The sequence below is a fragment of the Hymenobacter frigidus genome, from assembly GCF_014640435.1.
GTDB lineage: Bacteria > Bacteroidota > Bacteroidia > Cytophagales > Hymenobacteraceae > Hymenobacter > Hymenobacter frigidus.
Map to the genome: position 1 here is coordinate 1 of NZ_BMGY01000062.1, position 20,142 is coordinate 20,142.

A 20,142-nucleotide genomic window follows, 5' to 3' on the forward strand; every position below is an offset into this window, starting at 1 on the left:
CTCTCCTTACAGGTGCCTAAAGGTAAAAAAACTTGCTCACTTCCTTGCTTTTTAACACAGTATCTCATGCTTAATTGGACCACCTCAGTTTATCCCCCGGCTGCTACAAGAGGGCCTAAGTGAACACGGAACTTGAACGCGCCGCCGCCGGCATTTACCTTCCGGCTAACCCGGGCCAAAGCGAAAAAACGGCCAACGTCGTGGGGGGTAGCTGCGTTACTAGGGGCATGACCAAAGCCGTTTTTATTGCCGCCGCCGAGCCCTTTAGTGGCAAGTCCCTCGTCGCCTTGGGGCTGGTGAACCTGCTGCTGGGCCAGGCCCGCCGAGTTGGCTACTTTAAGCCCCTCATCGACTACGACCCGGCCCAACAGCCCGACCCCCACATTGACACCGTGAACCGGCACTTTAAGCTGGGCCTGCCCTACGCGGATACCTACGCCTACACACGCCCCGAAGCCCTTCGGCTGATGGAGGCAGGTGCCCAGGGCGAACTGATTGACCAGGTCATCCACAAGTTCAAGCAATGGGAAGACGCCTACGACTTCACCGTGGTGGAGGGCAGCGATTTTGACGGGGATGGCTTGGCTTTTGAGTTCGACGCCAACGTGTCGATTGCCAAAAATCTGGGCGTGCCGGTCATTCTGGTGGTGTCGGGCCACGGCAAGACCACGGCGCAAGTCGTCAGCGCGGCGCTCACGCTGCTACACGCCTTTGCGGCCCGGGAGGTCGTAGTGCTGCAGGTGGTGGCCAACCGAGTGGCCGCGGAGCAGGCCGCCGACGTGCGCGAGCTGCTGCGGACTCAGCTGCCCGTGAGCGTGTTGCTGGCCGTTATCCCCGACGACCCCGATTTGCTGCACCCCACCATGCGCGAAATACAAGCCGGGCTGGGTGGTAAGCTGTTATTTGGCGAAACCGACCTGAGCGGCCAGGTAGACAACTACGTCATCGGGGCCATGCAGGTACCCAACTTCCTGAACTACCTCAAGGACAACGTGCTAATCGTGACACCCGGCGACCGGGGCGATATTATTCTGTGCGCGCTACAGGCCAACCTCTCGGCGAGCTACCCGCGGGTAGCGGGCATTGTGCTCACGGCTGGGTCGGAGCCCGACGAGCCGGTGCGCCGCCTGCTCGAAGGCCTGCCCAACGTGGTACCCATTCTGGCGGTGCCCACGGGCACCTTCGAGACCACCACCCGGGTGGCGGCCATCAAGTCGCGCATCACTTTCGACAACCCCAAGAAAATTCAGCTGGCCATCAGCACCTTTCAGCGGCACGTGGACGTGCAGGCCCTGGAAGAAAAGCTGGTCAGCTTCCGGTCGGAAGGCCTGACGCCGCACATGTTCCAGTACCGGCTGCTGCAATGGGCCAAACGCTCGCGCCGCCACATTGTGCTGCCCGAGGGCAACGACGACCGGATTCTGCGCGCTGCGGCGCAGCTGCTCCACCAGGACATCGTGAACCTGACCATCCTCGGCGACCCCAACGAAGTGGCGGCCTCTGCCAAGCGCCTGGGAATCAACCTGCCCGCCGCCCACCTGCGCATCCTCGACCCGGTGCATTCGGAGCACTATGCCGACTACGTGCAGACGTTCTACGAGCTGCGCAAAGACAAGGGCGTGAACCCCGTCATGGCCCGCGACCTACTGCGCGACGTGTCTTATTTCGGCGCGATGATGGTGCACAAAGGCCACGCCGACGGCATGGTGTCCGGGGCGGTGCACACCACGCAGCACACCATCCGGCCGGCGCTGCAGTTCATCAAAACCAAGCCGGGGGTATCGGTGGTATCGTCGGTGTTTTTCATGTGCCTGCCCGACCGGGTGGCCGTATTTGGCGACTGCGCCGTGAACCCCAACCCCACCGCCGAGCAGCTGGCCGAAATTGCCATTTCTTCGGCCGAAAGCAGCCTCGCCTTTGGCATTGAGCCCCGCATCGCCATGCTCTCGTACTCCTCGGGCACGTCCGGCGCGGGCGCCGACGTGGAAAAGGTGCGCCAAGCCACGGAGCTGGTGCGCCGGAAACGTCCCGACCTGAAAGTGGAAGGCCCCATTCAGTACGACGCGGCCGTGGACCCGCTGGTAGGCCGCCAGAAGCTGCCCGATTCGGAGGTGGCCGGCCAAGCCAGCGTCCTCATCTTCCCCGACCTGAACACCGGCAACAACACGTACAAGGCGGTGCAGCGCGAAACCGGTGCCCTGGCCATCGGCCCCGTGCTGCAAGGGCTGAACAAACCGGTGAACGACCTCAGCCGCGGCTGCACCGTGGACGATGTGTTCAACACGGTCGTCATCACCGCCATTCAAAGTCAGCAGGGGTAAACCGGCAGTGTGTGGCCTGACAATGCAAAGGCCGCCGCGCTGCATAAATGCCGTGATGCGGCGGCAGGGGCCGCATCACGTTCTACGCACTACACCCGTCTACATGAACATCTTCGTCGTCAATTCCGGCAGTAGCTCCATTAAGTACCAGCTGTTTCGGTGGCCGGCCGAGCAGCCCGTATGCAGCGGTCTGGCCGAACGAATCGGGCAGGAAAACGCCGTTATCACCCACAAGACCCTGATTAACGGCCAAGAGCGAACCATGCAGCAGACCCTGGTTCTGCCCGACCACGAAGCCGGCCTGCGCGAGGTGGTGGCCTTGCTCACCAGTTCCATCGTTGGCGCCATCCGTGACCCGGCCGAAATCGACGTGGTGGGGCACCGGGTGGTGCACGGGGGGGAACAATTCACCACCACCACCGAAATTGACGAGTTGGTTAAAGCCACCATACGCGAGCTGTTTGCCCTCGCGCCCCTGCACAACCCGGCCAATTACCTGGGCATCGAAGTAGCCGAGCGCCTGTTTCCGCAAGCCCGGCAGGTGGCCGTGTTCGATACCGCCTTCCACCAGACCCTGCCCGCGTACGCCTTCCGGTACGCTCTGCCCACGCGCTTCTACGCCGAGCACCGCCTGCGCGTGTACGGTTTCCACGGCACCAGTCACCAGTACGTGGCCGCGCAGGCCGCGCAGCACCTAGGCAACCCCGCGGCCCGGCTCATCACAATTCACCTGGGCAATGGGTGCAGCATGGCGGCCGTGCGCGACGGCCGGTCCGTGGACACCAGCATGGGCTTCAGTCCCCTGGCAGGCCTGGTGATGGGCACCCGCTCCGGCGACTTGGACCCGGCCGTGGTGCTTTACCTCCAAAGCCAGCTCGGTTACACCGCCGCCGGGGTGAACACCCTGCTCAACAAGCAGAGCGGCATGCTGGGCCTCACCGGTTTCAGCGACATGCGGGACATTGGCAAGGCGCAGGCCCAGGACGACCCCGAAGCCGGGCTGGCGTATGACTTGTACGCGTACCGTATCCGCAAATACATTGGCGCTTATGCCGCCGTACTCAATGGGCTCGACGCGTTGGTGTTTACGGCCGGGGTGGGCGAAAACGATGCCCTGGTGCGCAGCCGCGCCTGCCAGAACCTCGACTTCTTCGGCATCGAGTTGGACGAGAATAAAAATCAGCTGCGCACGCCAGGGCTGCGCGACATCAGCCGGCCCGAATCCCGTGTACGGATTCTGGTCATCCCTACCAACGAAGAGCTGGAAATAGCCCGCCAGTGCGCCCAGCTGCTTCAATAAGCCGGTACAGACCAGAACCGCCGTTTTTTTAAACGTGCAGCTTCCACCCCAGGAAACAGGGCGGAGCTAGCGGTGGAAGTCGACGAAGGAGTCGCCGCGCTGGGGGGTGGGACCAAACGAAAATCCGTGCATAGTCTCGAGGGTGAAGCCGGTGGGGGTCAGGGCACGCACGTACCGGCGCGTGGGAATGGGGTCGTAGTTGCCCGGCCCCGGTCCGGCGAGTCCCAAGCGGAACCCGATTTCCTCGCCCGTACGGGCGTAAGACCCAACTTCGCGCGTGGGCGTAGCCAGCGCCTTCCCGTTACGAGTGTAGTCAAGTTTGGTGTAGGTGGCCGGGGCAAAATCGAATTCCTGCCGGTGGGCCACCGTGGTGTCGTGGGTGATGGGCCCGGTGGCGGCATAGCGCACCAAGCGCTCGGTGTCGGCCCGCCAGTGTCCCAGGAACGGGTCCACGGGCCCGGGGGCGGGCGCCGGCTCGGGGGCGGCGTGGCAGCCGGCCAAGCCCGTGAGCAACAGGCAGCAGCAAGAAAGCAAGGCGTTCATGACCGCGAAGGTAGTGGTTCTTGTTGCAAACGGGCAGATTTACACGCCAAGATATTAACTTCTTGATTCACTGTTGTTTATAAAAGTACTACCACTTCCTTATCAAAGAGGAACTCCTTTTTGATAACCCCGATGCCCAGTAAATCCACAGACCAGCTCAAGCGCGTGGCGCTTTACGCGCGCGTCTCCACCCTTGACAAAGGCCAGGACCCGGAGACGCAGCTGCGGCCGCTGCGCGAGTACGCCCAGCGCCGCGGCTTCGCCGTGGTCGAAGAATACGTGGACCAAGCCTCGGGCACCAGCGAGGAGCGGACCCAGTACAAACGGATAATGGCGGCGGTTAAGAAACGGCAGCTCGACGCGGTGCTGGTCTGGCACTACGACCGGTTCGCCCGTTCCACCCAAGCGCTGAGCAACGCGCTGAAGAAATTTCAGCGCCTGGGCGTGGACTTCATCTCCTACCAGGAAAACATCGGTACCACCACGCCCGCGAGCGAGTTGATTTTCCACATCATGGCCTCGCTGGCCCAATTTGTTGGCTACGCGCCGGATGTGCTTGCGCAAGCACCTAGCCGGCCGTGGGCCGCCTAGGTTCGGGTCCGTCGGCGCTGCTTCAGCGCCGGGTGGCCGGTGCTCCCGGAGCCATGTGATTAACTTCCACCTGGCCGGCCTTCATCACCCACTTCACGTGCTCGATGACCACGTTTATATCTTTTAGCGGGTCTCCTTCCACGGCCACGATGTCGGCGTAATAACCGGGCGCGAGGGCACCCAATGACTGCTCCATACCCAGCATTTCGGCCCCGGTAGCCGTGGCCGTGCGCAACGCCTGCGCCGGACTCATGCCCGCTTTGACGAACCACGCCAGCTCGCGGGTGTTCTCGCCGAAGCCCGTGAACACAGCGTCCGAGCCCATGGCAACTTTCACGTTGGCCTTCACCGCCCGCTTCAGGGTGGCAAAGTTGCGAGCCACGTACTGGTTCAGGCCCGCCACCACGGCCGAGTCGTAGCCGTACTCGGCCCGGTGGGCGACGTAGTAGCGGTTGTGCTCGACCGTGGGCACGTAAATGGTGCCTTGCCTAGCCATGGCAGCCAGTGTGGCGTCGTCCAAGTCGATGGCGTGCTCTACGGTGTTGGTTCCGGCGCGCACCGCGTCGCGGGCGCCGTCCGGGCCGTAGGAATGGATGGCAATCCGCTTACCGGCATGGTGCGCCACATCGGCGGCGGCTTTCATCTCCTCGTAGCCAAAGGTTTGAAACCCGGTCACGTCCTGGTCGCTGCCCGTGGAGCCGTACATTTTAATCCAGTCGACACCGGCCGCCAGCTGCTGCCGGGCCGCGCGCTGCACCTCGGCCACGCCATCGCACTGCCCGGGGTCGGGCACCGCGCCTACTTTGTAAGGGGAGCTACTGATATGCAGGCCGTTGCCGGCCACGAACATGCGCGGCCCGTGCATGGCGCCCCGGTTGATGAGCGCGCGCATGGCCAGGTCCATGTTATCCGAGGAACCCAGGTCACGGACGGAGGTGACGCCCGTTTCCAGCGCCTTGCGAGCATTTTCCTGGGCTAGAAACACCGTCACGGCCGGCCCCAGCGTGCCCAGCTGCTGCCACGGGGTGCTGCCGGGCGTCTTATCCCAATAAAAAGTCATGTGGGTGTGCGCATCGATGAGCCCTGGAATGGCCGTGTACGCCCGCAGGTCGATGACTTCAGCAGCAGCGGGAATGAGCACGTCTTTTTCCGGCCCCACGGCCACGATGCGGTCGGCTTTCACCAGAATAACGGCATTTGAAATTACCCGACCCTGGCCATCAACCACCTTCCCAAAGCGCAGGGCCTTGACTTGGGCCCGCAACAAGGAAGGGCTTTCCGCGAACAGAAAAACGAGCAACAACAGGAAATTTTTGCGCATGCTAATTAGAGTAAAAACGGCTTATTTAGTCGGACCTTTCCCGGGCAAGGCGGGAAAGCGGGCCGGTGCCCGGCGATGGTGCGTGGCCTGCTCGTAAGCGTAGGCGTATTTTATCAGCGTGGGCTCGTCGAAGGAGCGGCCCAGAAACTGCAGGCCCGCGGGCAGCTGGTCGTAGGTGAAACCCATGGGCACGGTGAAGGCCGGCTGCCCGGTGTGCGGGGCAATCAGTTGGCTGTTATCCCCCTTGTAACCCTTCAAATCACCGATTTTGGCGGGTGGATTGTTCCAGGTTGGATACACCAGCGCGCCCACTTGGTACTTGTCCATCACGGTCGTAACGGCCTGGCGGAAGGCGATGCGGCGCGGGTCGGTGTAAGCCTCGCCGCAGCCGACTCCGTCAGCACGCGGGCTCACGCCGTGCGCAAGCTCATCCTGTAGGTTTTCTTTGATGTAGGCCGAATACTTGCCCGAGGCCAGCACCTGGTCAATGTTTTTCACCGGCGAGCGGGGCCCGAGCGCGGCCAGGTACTGGTTGATGTCATGCTTGAACACGGAGCACCATTGGCCGGCACTCACGCGGGCAAAATCCGGTATTTCCACGTCCACGACTGTTGCACCGGCCCGGCGCAAGTCCGCAACGGCCTGCTCGAACAGCGCCTTTACCTGCGGGTCGGGGCGGCGCTCGCTCAACGTGCGCAGCACGCCGATGCGGGCGCCTTTCAAGCCCTTGGGGTCCAGAAAAACGCGGTAGCCTTTGGCCGGCAGCTTACCGGCGCCGGCGCTCGTCAACGGGTCGGCGGGGTCGGGTCCGGTGGCCATCGCCTCGAGCAACATAGTGGCGTCGGCTACGGAGCGGGCCATGGGGCCGCCGGTGTCGTTGCGCAGGTACAGCGGCGCAATGCCGGCCCGGCTCAGCAGCCCCAGCGTGGGCCGAAACCCGACCAGGGCGGTGTGCGACGAAGGCCCGCGAATGGAGTTGCCGGTGTCGGTGCCCAGGCCCGCGGTGCCAAAGCTGGCGGCCACAGCCGCCGCCGTGCCGCCGCTTGAGCCGGCGGGCACGTGCGCCAAATTGTAGGGGTTGCGGGTTTCGCCGGCAATCGAGCTGATGCTCACCATCGGGCTGAAGGCCCATTCGGCCATGTTGGACTTGGCCAGCACGATAGCGCCAGCCACTTTCAGGGCTTGCACCACCGTGGCGTCCTCGTCGGGCGCAAAGCCTTTGAGCGCGAGCGAGCCGGCCGCGGTTTGCAAGCCGGCCGTGTTGTAATTGTCCTTCACAATCAGGGCCGTGCAGTGCAGCGGCCGCAGCTTGCCGGTGCGGCGGTATTCGGCATCGAGCTGCCGGGCGGTCTCCAGCGCGGCGGGGTTCGTAACAACGATGGCGTTGAGCTGGGTGGGCTGGTCGTAGGCAGCAATGCGGGCCTGATAGGCGCGCACCAACTGCTCGCAGGTGCAGTCGCCACGCTTAATGGCCTGCTGCACATCAGCTATCGAGGCTTCCGTTACCTCAAAAGGGAGACGGACGACCTGCTGGTCGGGCGCCGATTGGCTGCCACAGCTGCTCGCTAGGAAGGAGAAAATTAACAGGCAGAGAAGAAGGTCAAAACCGGTTTTTCGTAGCAGGGCCATGCGTAGTAAGAAAAAGCTGGGGCAGAAAAATATCCCGGCACTTGGCCGAAAGTAGGGTTTTTCTCATAGGCGCAGGCGATGTCCCTGCGTTTTTGGGTGATTACCCGAGTCATAAAGCTTAGCGGGTCATTTCACCGTACAGGGAAACTAAGGGCCTCTGCCGGCGATGGCAAGGCCGAAGCCGGCGCTTGCTACCTGGACGAGGGCAGGCCCCCGCTTATTTATCGATTACCACTTCCCAGCCGAAACAGGTCCCGTTCAAGCGGTCGGCGGTGGCGCCGGGCGCGTCGGCGGCGCACAGGCTTTTGGCGCGGGGCTGCGCCAGCAGGTAGCGGTGGTTGGCCAGCGACATCAGCATGAGGTCGCCGCGCAGCATGTCCTGCCACTGAAACGTGGTGGCCTCAGCCGGGCCGCCGAGCCGGATGCGTACTTCCCCCATGCCGCCCAGGTTTTCCACCGTGACCAGCCCGCCCGCCGATTCTTCGCCGCCCGCCGACTCCAGCGCCACGCGGCCCTGGCCCCGGTCCACCACCCGAAAGTGAGCGGCCGGCCCCTGCGCCAGCGGGCTACTGCGCGGCACGGGCCGCACGTAGCCCCGCCAGTTCACCAGCACCGTGCTGTCGGCCAGGCTGGTGAGCCGGATGGTTTGCCCCATCGGGATGGGCCGGGTCAGGCCGCGGGGTCGTGGCTGCGCCACCTCGAAACGGTCAAAGTCGGCGTAGCCGCCCGTCGTGCCCGCCGTGTTGTAGCTAAACAACGTGTAGCGCACGCCCTGAAAGGTGCGCAGCTGAAACACCATGGCCACCGCCTCGCCCACGGGCTGGAACGAAACGCCGTCGGTGCTCAGCTCGAATTGGGCCTGCTCGGTATCGAAGTTGCAGTGCGCCCGCAGCCATACTTTTGTGGCTTTCAGAGGCTGATGCACGGTAAGGCCAGTCCGCTGGTCGTACTGCTGTACCTCCAGGCCCTGCGCGGTGCGGGCCACCCCCAGCCAGGCGTAGGGGTAATTGAGCAGAGCCAGACCCGCCAGGTCGCCGGGTTTCAGGCCCCTCAGGTCCAGCTCGGTCAGCGGCGTCGACTCCGGGCCGATGGCGCGCTGGGTAAGCGAGTTGCGGGCCTGCCAGAAATCCGGCGCGGGGCGGGCGTGCAGGCGCAGAAAGCCCTTGCGCTCCCGCAGCGACCACACGCCGTCGTCGGGCACGTGGTTCCACTGCCAGAGCGGGTTGAGCGCGGGGCCGTTGAATTCGTCGTTGCGCCGGAACGGGGCCATGGGGGTCACGGCCGCGCCGCCCACGTTGGGCTTCACCCACGTGCGGGGCGAGCGTTTGAGATTGCCGGGCAGGCCGAAATAAGGCCAGCCGCTGGTCCAGGTCACCGGCGAGAGGCACAGTAAGCGGCCGACGGAGTTGTGGTCCATCATCGAGAAGCCCCACCACTCGCCGGTGGGCGTTTGCACGAGGCCGCCTTGGTGCAGGGGGTTGGCCCCGCCAAAGTCCGACTGCGGCGGCGTGAGCGGGAAGGGCTGCTCTTTGGTGCCGCGCCCCAGCCGGTAGCCCACCCCCACGCCCAAGGCCTCCTCCGCGCTGATAACGGCGATTTCATAGGGGCCACCCACCTGCCTGGACCGGGCACACACCATGTAGCCCACGGGGTCGTAGTTGGTGTTGGTGATGACGTACTGGCCGTCAATCTTGTAGAAGTGCGAGCCCTCCCCCGCCCCGCTGCCACGGGGGATGAGCACGTGTTCGGAGCCGGGCTTGGTATCGGTCAGGTCGTCGGTCAGCTCGGCAATGCGCACTTCGTCGTAGCCCCAGATGACGTACGCCCGCCCGTCGTCATCGAAGAGCACCGACAGGTCGTGAAACGACTTTTTCAACTCGGTGTGCGTCCAGGGGCCGGCCGGGTTGGTGGCGGTGTACAGCTGGGTTTTAAGCCCGTTCACATTGGTAAAAATGTGAAACTTGCCCCGTGCGTAGCGGAACGAAGGCGCCCAGATTCCCTGCCCGTACACGCTCTTGCCGCCCTCCAGGCGGTACTCGGACCCGAAGTCGAGCTTGTCGGCGGCGTAGCCCAGCAGTTCCCAGTTCACCAGGTCCTTGGAGTGCAGCACCGGCAGGCCGGGCACGGCGTGCATGGTGGTGCCGGTCAGGTAGAAATCGTTGCCGACCCGAATCAGGTCGGGGTCCGAAAATTCTTCGTAAAACAGCGGATTGGTGAAGGTGCCGTTGCCGTTGTCGGCCAGCCACGTGCGCTCGGTAGCCGACGGCTTGGCCCGGCGTTGGGCCTGGGTGGCGGGGCTCAGCAGGAACAAGCCCGCGCAAGCAATTAGTAGGCGTTGCAGGAAAAGTAGCGATTTTTGCATGCGGCAAGGTAGCGCCACGGCGGCCTGCCCCCCCTACGCTCGCTGAAACGCCCGCGGCGAGTGCAGAACCCAATAGAGACTGGGGAAACCATGTGGCGCGTGCGAAGGCACTGTTGTCAGCTTTTCTCGCTTGGTTCTACTCGCAGAAAATGGGGTTAGGAAATGTACTGACTTCTACAACAATTCTTGTTTCGCTCGTCGAACCGGTTCGATACTTTCGGGGAGTAAAATCACCAACTATGTCCTGGCTGTTTGCCACAACTAACCTGAAAGACCAACACATTTTTCATTCATAGAAAGTCACCTCGCTGCTGCAGGTAGTGGCCTGAATTCAGCGAATAAACTTAGTGGTGCTTTTTGAATAATCTGCCGAATAAACAAGGTAAGTGTGAGGGTTTTGTGCTCCTGTTTGATTTTGTAGCCGCCGCTCTTCATGATGGGTGTCGAAGCGCCAAGGGCACATCTGCGACTTTTTTTTACGGTCTATCGCACTGCGGTAAACAACCCTCCCAAAAGAAATCTGAGCTTTCGATTAGCATTTCAAAAGTTCCACACTTTACATTTGTCTTACAATTCCTTTTGACCAAAGAGTTGTTTTTATAGAGAGGCGTGGAGAGACAGGCTCGACGAAACGCCGGCAACCAACGAGGTTAACCCCTTGAAACGGTGCCAAGTCCTGACCATATAAAAACAAAAGCCATGGACTTTTTACGTCCCCTCCCCGCTTTTTTGACCACCTCATTTGCTGTACAGCATGGGTGTTGTTGCATGCTGAGTACTGCCGCGTGTATGCGGTGGGCCGGCCGGGGTTGTTGAGCTGAGTCAGCTGTTTCATTTTCCTGCCGGCCGTAAGGGCTGCCGCGGCCAGGTCCTGGCCGGGCACCGCAGGAGACTTCGTGTCTTGTCGGTGGCTTTTTGCCAGCCCCCTGCTGCCTGACCCCAGTGGGTAGGCACGAGCCAATCATTCATTTTTCGGGCAAAACTGCGGCTTCGGGCCGGGCGTCGTTGTGCACAAACGGCTGCCCAGCCCAACACCGCGGAACGCCACAACCGCGTCCCGCCTGGTACACCGGAGGCTGCAAAAGTGCGGCGCGCGGCCCCGCCTCTTCCTGTTTCAGGGCCTTCCCTCCCACCCCTTGGCCGCTTGGTAGCGGCCGCGCCGGGCCCTCCACTTCAAAATCACCTTCTGATGAACAAGACTACGCTTCGGCGGTCGCTCTTTCTCCTGCTGTGGGGCGGGGCCACCGCCACCAGTTATGCCCAATCGGACCCGGCCGCCGTCGTGCGCGGCACCGTCACCGACGCGGCCAGCCACACGCCGTTGCCGGGCGTGACGGTGCTGGCCAAGGGCAGCACCGTGGGCACCACCACCGACGCCAACGGCCAGTTTTCACTTCCGGCTGCGCCCGGCAGTGCGCTCGTATTCAGCTACGTGGGCTACGCCGCGAAAGAAGTATCGGCCGCTTCCGGCCCGCTCACCGTCGACCTTGCCCCTGATTTGCAGGAGCTTTCCGAAGTGGTGGTGACGGGCTACAGCGAGCAAAATCGCAAAACGCTGACCAGCGCCATCAGCTCGGTGAAGGGCGACCAGCTGAAAAATATTCCGGCCGCCAGCCCCGACCAGCTGCTGCAGGGCAAAGTACCCGGCGTGCAGGTATCGGCCAATTCGGGGGTGCCGGGCGGGGGCATTTTCATCCGCATCCGGGGCAGCAACTCGGTGAATGCCAGCAACGACCCGCTTTACGTGGTGGACGGGGTGTTCATCAACAACACCAACCTGATTGCGACGGGCTTGGGCAACCAGGTGTCGAGCAACCCGCTGGCCGACCTGAACCCGTCGGACATCGAGCGCATGGAAATCCTGAAGGATGCCAACGCCACGGCCATTTACGGCTCGCGCGGGGCCAACGGCGTGGTGCTCATCACCACCAAGCGCGGCAAGGCCGGCGACAAAACCCGCATCACCTTCAACACTTATCACGCGTTGTCGGAGGCGCCCAAGAAGTTTAAGCTGGTTAGCGGGCCGGAGCTGGGCGTGCTGGAGAATGAGCGATTTTTGAATGATGGCGGTAATCCGGCGCTGGTGCCGTACCGCCCGGTGGCCGCGGGCGGGCGCGGGCTGCCGGGGGAGCAGGCGACGTACGACCGGCTCTCCGACGTGTTCCGCACGGCCCAGACGCACAGCTACGAGCTGTCGGCGGCCGGGGGCTCGGCCAAAACCCAGTTCTATATTGGCGCGGGCTACTTCTCACAAGAATCCATAGCAAAGCCCAGCGCGTTCGACCGGTTTTCGCTCCGCGTAAATCTGGATAACTCAGTGACCGACAAGCTGCGCATCGGCACGAGCACGGCGCTGAGCCGGACGCACCGCAACGTAAGCAGCAACGACAACAACCCGGTGGGCGTCATCAACTCGGCCCTGTTCACGCGCGCCAACCTGCCGATTTATAATCCGGACGGCTCTTACGCCAAGTACGGCTCGTTTGATAACGCACTGGCGCTCATCAACAACCTGAACAACGACGCGGTGGGCACCCGCGTCATTTCGAACGTGTACGGCACGTACCAGTTCGGCAAAAACCTGACCTTTCGCAGCAGTTGGAGCATCGACTTCAACGACATGTACGAGAATAACTTCAACAACACGCTGATTCTAGCCGGACAGCCGCGGGGCACGGCTTCATCCTTCCTATCACGTGATATCACCCTGCTCAACGAGCAAACGCTGAACTACAGCGTCAATTTTGGCGAAAACCATTCGTTGCAGGCACTGGTGGGCAACACCTTGCAGCGCAACACCTTCCAGCGGACGAGTTTGGCGGGTCAGCAGTTTCCGGGCAATGATTTGACCACCATCGCCTCGGCGGCCACGCAAACGGGCAGCTCCTCGCGCTCGCAGGCCGGGCTGGTGTCGTTTTTTGGTAAGGCCACCTACAGCTTCAAGGAGCGGTACACGGCCGATGTGAGCGTGCGGGCCGATGCGTCGTCGCGCTTCGGCCGCGATAATCGGTGGGGCTACTTCCCGGCCGTGGGCCTGGGCTGGCGCTTGGGCGAGGAAGGCTTTATCAAGGACCTCGGCCTTTTTCAGGAGCTGAAGCTGCGGGCAAGTTTGGGCAAAACTGGCAACCAGGCCGGCATCAGCGACTTTGCGGCTCGGGGCCTGGTGCAGGGCGGGGCCAACTACCTCGACCTGCCCGGCACGGCTCCGCTGCAGCTGGCCAACCCAGCCCTGGGTTGGGAAAGCACCCGGCAGTGGAACGTGGGCCTGGACGCGGCGGTGCTGAAAAACCGGCTGTTGCTGGAGCTGAACTACTACGACAAATACACCTCGGGCCTGCTGCTGAACGTGCCGGTGCCGCGCAAAACCGGCTTCTCGTCGCTGGTAGAAAACTACGGCGCGGTGAGCAACAAGGGCTTTGAGATACAGACCACGGCCAACTGGCTGCCCAAAGGCGCGGTGCAGTGGAGCACCACGGTGAACGTGGCCCGCAACGTGAACAAGATTGAGAAGCTGGCCGCGCCCATCACCACGGGCTCGCGCGACATTTTCCGGCTGGAAGAAGGCGCTCCGCTTTACTCCTTCTGGCTGTACCACCAGACCCGCGTGAACCCCGAAACCGGCGACGCCGAGTACGAGGACGTGAACGGCGACGGACGCCTGACCGTGGCCGACCGCAAGCTGGTGGGCAACGCCTGGCCCGATTACTTCGGCGGCGTCACCAACTCGGTGAGCTACAAAGGGCTGGACTTTGGCTTCACGCTGAACTTCGAGCAGGGCGCGAAAATCATGAACATGAACCGGTTTTTTCTCGTGCACGGCGGCACCCAGAGCAATATCGGCTACCTGAGCGAGCAGCTGGAGCGCTGGCAGCGGCCGGGCGACGTGACCGACATCCCGCGCCTGACCACCAACGCCGCTAGCAACAACTACGGCGGCGTGGTGCAAAACCTGAGCGACCGGTACCTGGAAGACGGCTCGTTTGTGCGCCTGCGCACGCTCACGCTGGGCTACACCCTGCCGGCCGCCGCCATCGCCAAAGCCCGCCTGAACTCGGTGCGCGTGTACGTGCAGGCCGCTAACTTATTCACCCTCACGCCTTATTCCGGCCTCGACCCGGAAGTAAACTCGCAGAGTGGCGTGAGCAACACCAAAAACTTCGATTGGGCCACGGTGCCCCAGCCCCGCACCTTGCAGGTGGGCCTTACGGTCGGACTCTAAGCCATTTCTTCAGATGAAAAAGACCTTATTTCGCTTCCTTTTGGCCGGACAAGTAGCCGCGGCTGCGCTCAGTCTCAGCGCCTGCAACGACTTGCTGGAGCCCACGCCGGTGCAGCAGCTGCCCGACAATCAGGCCATCAAAGACGCCGGCAGCGCCCGCGCCGCCACCATTGGGGTGTATGACCGAGTGCAGGCCTACTACCAGCTCAACTGGCCGGTGCTGGGCTTTTTGCCCGGCGAAAACGTGCGCTTCAACGGCACGCTGAACCAGTTTCTACAGATTGACCAGAACCAGCTCAGCGCCGACAACGTGCTGATTACCGAAGCCTGGACCCAGATGTACCAGGCTGTGAACGGGGCCAACAACGTGATTGCGGCCCTGCCCGGCATCAACGACCCGCTGCTGCCAGTGGCGGAGAAAAACCATCTGCTGGGCGAGGCTTATTTCCTGCGGGCCCTCGTGTATTTCGACCTGGGCCGCGGCTGGGGCGGGGTGCCGCTGGCGCTCACGCCCACTCGCAGCAAGGCCAACGGCCAGGGCTTGCGCCGCAGCACCCAGGCCCAAACCTATGACCAGGTGCTGGCCGACCTCGCCCAGGCCGAAACCCTCCTGCCCGAAGCCGCCACCCGTAACCGCGCCGTGAAAGCCGCCGCCCGCGCTCTGCGTGCCCGCCTGCACCTCTACCGCCAGCAGTGGGCCGAAGCCGAAGCTTCCGCCACGCAGGTCATTGCCAGCACCAACTACCGCTTAGTGACGCCTTACCGCACGTTTTCTACCACTCCTTTTCTGAGCCAGGAATCCGTGTTTGAGCTGACGTTCAGCAACTCGGACGCCAATACCATGTGGAACAACTGGTTTCCCAGCGCCTTAGGCGGGCAGTTCAACTTCCAGCCCGTGCCGGCCGCCATCGCCCTGCTCAACGACCCCGCGGTGGGCGGCAGCCGTGCGGCGCTGCTGGCCAGCACGGTCATCGCCGGGTCGGCCGTGACGTATGGCAACCTCTACAGCCGCTCGGCCCAGCGCGACGACCCCAGCTACGTGCTGCGACTAGCCGAGCAGTACCTCATCCGGGCCGAAGCCTTCGCCCGCCAGGCCAAACTCCCGGAGGCCATTGCTGACCTGAACGCCGTGCGGACCCGTGCCGGCGTGGGTGCCACCACCGCCACCACTACTGCCCAACTGCTGCTGGCCATCGAAAACGAGCGCCGGGTGGAATTTGCTTTCGAGGCCGACCGGTGGTTCGACCTCGTGCGCACCGGCCGGGCCGGCGACGTGCTCGGCGTCACGGACCAGCGCCGCTGGTTATTCCCTATTCCTTTCAATGACTTGGTGGCTGACCCCGATTTGGTACAGAATCCAGGGTATTAGGATGGTTGTTGGCAGCTCCTCGAAACCTCACGAGACCCCTGCGGGGCGGGCCCCTCTCCCGCGGAGAGGGGAGCCAGATGAAGAAGTCACGGGTTGATGGCTGGAAGTGAAAGCAAGCATTAGCATACCCAACTTGACACTTTTCATTTATCAGCCGCCGTGGCTCCCCTCTCCACGGGAGAGGGGCCGGGGGTGAGGTTCTGCGGGCCCGATGCATCCCCCATCTCTTAACATCAGATTTCCATATTGAAAACATACCTCTCCGCCGCACTTTTGACCTTGGCCCTGGTCCAAACGCTCCCGGCCACTGCCCAAAACAGCTACTTCTTCCCCGGAACCCAGGCCGGTAGCTTCGACCCGAAGGTGCCCACGCCGGAGCAGTTCCTGGGCTACCCCATCGGCTCGCATTACACGCGCTCCGACCAGATTGTGGCCTACCTGCGCGAGCTGGACCGCCTTTCGGACCGGGTGAGTCTGCGGGTGCTGGGCACCACGTTTGAGGAACGGCCGCAGGTGGTGGCCACCATCACCACGCCCCAACACCAGCAGCAGCTGGCCCAGCTGCAGCTGGACCGCCGCGCCCTGCGCGACCCCAAGCTGCCCGCGCCCGACTACGGCAAGCTGCCGGTGGTGGTGAGCCTGAACTTTGGCGTGCACGGCAACGAAAGCAGCTCCTCGGAGGCGGCGCTGCTGCTGGCCTACTACCTCACGGCCTCCACCAGCCCCGAGACGCAGCAGTGGCTGGAGCAAGCGGTAGTGACGCTCGACCCGCTGGAAAACCCCGACGGCCGCGACCGCGCCTCGCATTGGTTCGACCAGAACAAATCATGGCCTAACCCCACCGACCCGCTGGACCGCGAGCACACCGAGGCCTGGCCCAGCGGCCGCACCAACCACTTCTACACCGACCTGAACCGTGACTGGCTGCCCCTGACCCAACCGGAAAGCCGCGCCCGCATGGCCTTCTTCCACGAGTGGTACCCCAACGTGATGATAGATTTTCACGAGATGGGCACCAACGGCACGTATTATTTCGAGCCCTCGAAGCCCCACAGCACCGAAAACGACCTCATTCCCCGGGCGACCTACGAAGTACTGAATGTGCACATGGCCAAGTATTTTGCCAAGGCGCTCGACAACCTCGGCTCGCTGTACTGGACCAAGGAGCAGTTCGATAACTTGTCCCCCATTTACGGCTCCACATACCCCGATTTTGAGGGCGGCGTGGGCATCACGTTTGAGGTGGGCAGCTCGCGCGGGTTGGCCCAGGAGGGCACCAACGGCGTGGTTACGTTTCCGTTCACCATTCGCAACCACGTGGCCACGGGCCTGGCCACCATGCGCGGGGCCGTGGAGGAAAAAGACCTGTACCTGCGCCACCAGCGCGAGTTCTTCGTCTCGGCGCTGAGCGAGGCGCGGAAATCCCCCACCAAAGCCTACGTTTTTGGCAATGCCCAGGACCCCACGCTGACCAATAAATTCCTGTCGTTGCTGCTTCAGCACAAAGTTGAGGTGCACGAGCTGGGCAAAACCGTGACGCTCGACCAGCAGCGCTTCGAGCAGGGCACGGCCTACGTGGTGCCCACCGCCCAGCCCCAGTACCGCATCGTCAATTCGCTGTTTGAGGAGCTCACCACTTTCCACGACAGCGTGTTCTACGACGTGACGGGCTGGAGCCAGGCCCATGCTTATGGCCTCGCCGTTTCCAAGCAGAAAAACGCCAACTTGGTGCAGGGCGCTGCCGTTGAAGCGCCCAAAACCCTCACCGGCGAGGTGCGCGGCGGCCAGAGCGGCTACGCCTACCTTCTGCCCTGGTCCGATTACAACGCGCCCCGCGCCCTCGCGGCCCTGCACCGCGCCGGCCTGGTGGCCAAGGTTAGTTTCAAGCCTTTTCGGGCCGGTCCGGCCGATAAGCCGGTTGATTTCGGCTACGGCACTTTGGTGATTCCCGTGGCCGCCCAGAAGCTGCCCGCCGATTCCGTGTTTCAAATTGTGAGCCGGGTGAGCCGGCAAAACCAAGTGGCTTTCACCAGCGTGAGCACCGGCTTCAGCGTGGGAGGCATCGACCTGGGTTCCAACAACGTGCGCACGGTTCCGGAAACCAAAGCGGCCCTGCTCGTGGGCACCGGCACCAACGCTTCGGAAGTGGGCGAAGCGTGGTTTGTGGCCAGCCAGCAGCTGGGCGTGCCCCTGAGCCGCATTGAGCTGAGCAACTTCGGGCGGGCACCGCTGGGCCGCTACACCAGCATTGTTGTGGTGGGCGGCACCTACACCAGCCTGGACCGGGCTGCCGTGGAGAAGCTACGCCGCTGGGTGCAGGACGGCGGCACGCTCATCACCCTAAAAAACGCCTCGGAATGGGTCATCAAGCAGGGCATTGTCAAAGACAAGCTCCTGATTCCGGCCAACGGCGGCTGGGCCGATACCACGGCCGTGGCCACGGCCAAAGGCAGGGCCGGCGCGCCGCGTCGTTCCGATTTCGTGCAGCAGGAGCAGGAAGGCACCCGCGCCATTGCGGGTTCCATTTACGCGGCCGATGTGGACATCACCAATCCCATCGGGTTCGGGCTCAGCAGCCGGCGCCTCTACGTATTTCGCAACGGCACCACTTTCCTGCGCCCCAGCCGCAACCCCTACGCCACGGTGGTTCAGTACACGGGCAAGCCCTTGGTGAGCGGCTACGTCTCGCAGGCTAACCTCCAGCAAATCAGTAACTCGGCCGCCGTGGTGGTCAGCAAGGTGGGTGCCGGGCGCGTGGTGCTTTTCGCCGATGACCCCAATTTTCGCAACTACTGGCACGGCACTTCCCGCCTCTTTGCCAACGCCCTGCTGCTGGGGCCTTTGCTGAACCTGCCCGAAGGGTCGGCCGCCGTATCAGCCGCCGAAGAAGCCGAGTAAAACCCCTCTCGCCAAAAGCCCGCCCGCACGATTAAACGGCGCGGCCTTGGGCTGCGGCGTTTAATCGTGCGGTCACGTCCACCTTGCGGTAATTTCCCGGTCGGTGTACCTGATTTGGCCGAACGAGGCAGAGATGTGACCCTTGGCGTCTCCACCTCGTTGAGTAGCATCGTTCCAACCAAAGAAGCGAGGGTCGCGTTTCTACATTCTACTGCACTGAGGTAGTCTACGCTAGATGTATAGTCCCAAGATGAGGTGGGTGGAGTCTTGGGTAAAGATAACGGGGTTCATTTGCCACTGGGTGCAGACGAATTCGTGCGGCGTTGGGCCACGCAGGGTCTTGAGACGTTTGGCGTGATTATACGCCAGTAAAAAGGCTTGCAGGTGCTGGTTAAGTTCGTCGGTGGTTTGGTAATGGTAGCGTTGCACGGTGGCCTCCTTGATGGTGCGATTCATGCGCTCCACCTGCCCATTGGTCCAGGGATGGGCAGGCTTGGGCAGGCGGTACCCGATGCCGAACTCGGCACATACACGGTCAAAACTGTGACCGCCAGGCAGCAGCTGCTGAAGCTGTGCCGTAAACTGTACGCCATTGTCGGTTAACAATTTATGCACCTTATAGGGCAGCTTTTCCAGTACCCATCTCCGAAATTCGGCCGCCAGCATGCGCGTGGCACGCGGGTGCAGTTCCGCAAAGGCCACCTTGCTGGTGCGGTCGATGGCGACGAACAACTAGCGTTTGTCTTCTTCCGTGTAAACTTCGGCAAAATCGACGTGCAAGTAGCCAATGGGGTAGTCTTTAAACTTCTTTTTCTTCGGGGGCTGACCGTCTTCGTCCGGCAAGGGCAAGCGGCTGATGACATAACGCTGAAAACAGCGGTGTAGCGCCCAGCAGCTTAGGTGCGGAATGGTGGCCTGCAAGGCGTACAGACAGTCGTCCAGGGGCAGCAACGTGTGCTGCCGGAAGGTGACGGCAATGGCCCCTTCTGCCGCCGTGAGCACCGTGGAAGCCGGTATCGGCCCCATCCGTGCGTCCTGCGTAGTGACGCGTTTGCGCCACTTGGCTACGGTTTTGGGGTCGAGCCCGTGCCGCTGGGCGAGCGTTTGTAAGCTTTCCTGACTACGCTGGATAGAACGCCGTACTGCCTGCGCTGTGCGGGCGCTGCCGTGGAGTAACTGTGCCATAGGTTCGTGCGAAATTCCAAGCCCGAAAATATACCATCACACTCTGGGACTATACAGCTACCCCTACTTTATTGCCCCTGCGCTACCAGGAGCGGCAGTTGCCCACCGGCACAACGGCAGCGCACACCACCGCTGGCAGTCAGGAGCTGTACGAGTGGAAGCTGGCCGGCCTGCCCGCCGTGGAGGAAGAGGAAGCCGCTCCCCCGCTGAGCGAAATCACGCCGGCCGTGGCATTGGCTCCCGGTGCGTTTGAGGTGCAGGGGCATAAAGGCTCCGCCGCCACCTGGCAAAGCTTCGGCCAGTGGAACTACAACCTCAACGCCGGGCGCGACCTGCTCCCGCCCGCCACCTTGGCCCGGGTGGCCGAGCTGGTGCGGGGCGAAACCGATGCCCGGGTCCGGGCC

The 20,142-nt window shown here is 62.8% G+C and carries 10 protein-coding genes, 2 pseudogenes and 1 riboswitch; of the genes and pseudogenes, 7 read left to right on the forward strand and 5 right to left on the reverse strand.

The genetic code is table 11. The features are described from left to right. Nucleotides 1-227: 227 nt before the first annotated feature. Together pta and IEW17_RS19210 are read left to right on the forward strand one after the other, a co-directional pair. Nucleotides 228-2,321, forward strand: a complete 2,094-nt coding sequence (gene pta / locus IEW17_RS19205; RefSeq protein ID WP_188563683.1) for a phosphate acetyltransferase — start codon at nucleotides 228-230, stop codon at nucleotides 2,319-2,321. Nucleotides 2,322-2,424: 103 nt separating this feature from the next. Beyond that, entirely contained in the window at nucleotides 2,425-3,621 is a 1,197-nt protein-coding gene (locus tag IEW17_RS19210; protein ID WP_188563684.1) for an acetate/propionate family kinase, read from the forward strand. A 66-nt stretch (nucleotides 3,622-3,687) separates the two neighbouring features. On the opposite strand, the gene IEW17_RS19215 is transcribed toward IEW17_RS19210, so the two are convergent. Next, on the reverse strand, nucleotides 3,688-4,164 hold the full coding sequence (locus IEW17_RS19215) for a hypothetical protein (RefSeq protein WP_188563685.1): 477 nt from the start codon (nucleotides 4,162-4,164) through the stop codon (nucleotides 3,688-3,690). Nucleotides 4,165-4,296: 132 nt separating this feature from the next. On the opposite strand from IEW17_RS19215, the gene IEW17_RS19220 reads away from it, so the two are divergent. Further along, nucleotides 4,297-4,755, forward strand: coding sequence for a recombinase family protein (locus tag IEW17_RS19220; protein WP_188563686.1), 459 nt, complete (start codon nucleotides 4,297-4,299; stop codon nucleotides 4,753-4,755). Nucleotides 4,756-4,777: 22 nt separating this feature from the next. On the opposite strand, the gene IEW17_RS19225 is transcribed toward IEW17_RS19220, so the two are convergent. The 3 genes from IEW17_RS19225 to IEW17_RS19235 all read right to left on the reverse strand — a co-directional run bounded on the left by IEW17_RS19225 (nucleotide 4,778) and on the right by IEW17_RS19235 (nucleotide 10,067). Next, nucleotides 4,778-6,076 carry a metal-dependent hydrolase family protein gene (locus tag IEW17_RS19225; RefSeq protein ID WP_188563687.1) on the reverse strand — a complete coding sequence of 433 codons (1,299 nt, stop codon included), beginning with the start codon at nucleotides 6,074-6,076 and terminating at the stop codon, nucleotides 4,778-4,780. 21 nt (nucleotides 6,077-6,097) lie between these two features. Then, a complete protein-coding gene (locus IEW17_RS19230; protein WP_188563688.1) occupies nucleotides 6,098-7,705 on the reverse strand; it encodes an amidase in 1,608 nt (535 codons plus the stop codon). 217 nt (nucleotides 7,706-7,922) lie between these two features. Next, on the reverse strand, nucleotides 7,923-10,067 hold the full coding sequence (locus tag IEW17_RS19235) for a glycoside hydrolase family 43 protein (RefSeq protein ID WP_188563689.1): 2,145 nt from the start codon (nucleotides 10,065-10,067) through the stop codon (nucleotides 7,923-7,925). A 594-nt stretch (nucleotides 10,068-10,661) separates the two neighbouring features. Next, nucleotides 10,662-10,758: riboswitch (SAM riboswitch) on the forward strand. Nucleotides 10,759-11,256: 498 nt separating this feature from the next. Between IEW17_RS19235 and IEW17_RS19240 the strand changes: the two genes are divergently transcribed. The 3 genes from IEW17_RS19240 (at nucleotide 11,257) to IEW17_RS19250 (ending at nucleotide 18,553) form a co-directional block, all read left to right on the forward strand. Beyond that, nucleotides 11,257-14,286 carry a SusC/RagA family TonB-linked outer membrane protein gene (locus IEW17_RS19240; protein WP_188563690.1) on the forward strand — a complete coding sequence of 1,010 codons (3,030 nt, stop codon included), beginning with the start codon at nucleotides 11,257-11,259 and terminating at the stop codon, nucleotides 14,284-14,286. A gap of 13 nt (nucleotides 14,287-14,299) precedes the next feature. Next, nucleotides 14,300-15,655 (forward strand): RagB/SusD family nutrient uptake outer membrane protein, encoded by a 1,356-nt coding sequence (locus tag IEW17_RS19245; RefSeq protein ID WP_188563691.1) that lies wholly within the window; start codon nucleotides 14,300-14,302, stop codon nucleotides 15,653-15,655. A gap of 279 nt (nucleotides 15,656-15,934) precedes the next feature. Beyond that, nucleotides 15,935-18,553, forward strand: coding sequence for a M14 family zinc carboxypeptidase (locus tag IEW17_RS19250; protein WP_229749145.1), 2,619 nt, complete (start codon nucleotides 15,935-15,937; stop codon nucleotides 18,551-18,553). Between the two features lie 231 nt (nucleotides 18,554-18,784). On the opposite strand, the pseudogene IEW17_RS19255 reads toward IEW17_RS19250, so the two are convergent. Further along, nucleotides 18,785-19,738 (reverse strand): annotated as a pseudogene (locus IEW17_RS19255) (IS481 family transposase). Nucleotides 19,739-19,809: 71 nt separating this feature from the next. On the opposite strand from IEW17_RS19255, the pseudogene IEW17_RS19260 reads away from it, so the two are divergent. Continuing rightward, nucleotides 19,810-20,142 (forward strand): annotated as a pseudogene (locus IEW17_RS19260) (hypothetical protein); the annotation flags it as partial.

Excerpts from the sequence above, each read along its gene's own strand:
- pta (WP_188563683.1), top strand. The coding sequence starts at position 228 with ATGACCAAAGCCGTTTTTATTGCCGCCGCCGAGCCCTTTAGTGGCAAG.
- IEW17_RS19210 (WP_188563684.1), top strand. The coding sequence starts at position 2,425 with ATGAACATCTTCGTCGTCAATTCCGGCAGTAGCTCCATTAAGTACCAG.
- IEW17_RS19215 (WP_188563685.1), bottom strand. The coding sequence starts at position 4,164 with ATGAACGCCTTGCTTTCTTGCTGCTGCCTGTTGCTCACGGGCTTGGCC.
- IEW17_RS19220 (WP_188563686.1), top strand. The coding sequence starts at position 4,297 with ATGCCCAGTAAATCCACAGACCAGCTCAAGCGCGTGGCGCTTTACGCG.
- IEW17_RS19225 (WP_188563687.1), bottom strand. The coding sequence starts at position 6,076 with ATGCGCAAAAATTTCCTGTTGTTGCTCGTTTTTCTGTTCGCGGAAAGC.
- IEW17_RS19230 (WP_188563688.1), bottom strand. The coding sequence starts at position 7,705 with ATGGCCCTGCTACGAAAAACCGGTTTTGACCTTCTTCTCTGCCTGTTA.
- IEW17_RS19235 (WP_188563689.1), bottom strand. The coding sequence starts at position 10,067 with ATGCAAAAATCGCTACTTTTCCTGCAACGCCTACTAATTGCTTGCGCG.
- IEW17_RS19240 (WP_188563690.1), top strand. The coding sequence starts at position 11,257 with ATGAACAAGACTACGCTTCGGCGGTCGCTCTTTCTCCTGCTGTGGGGC.
- IEW17_RS19245 (WP_188563691.1), top strand. The coding sequence starts at position 14,300 with ATGAAAAAGACCTTATTTCGCTTCCTTTTGGCCGGACAAGTAGCCGCG.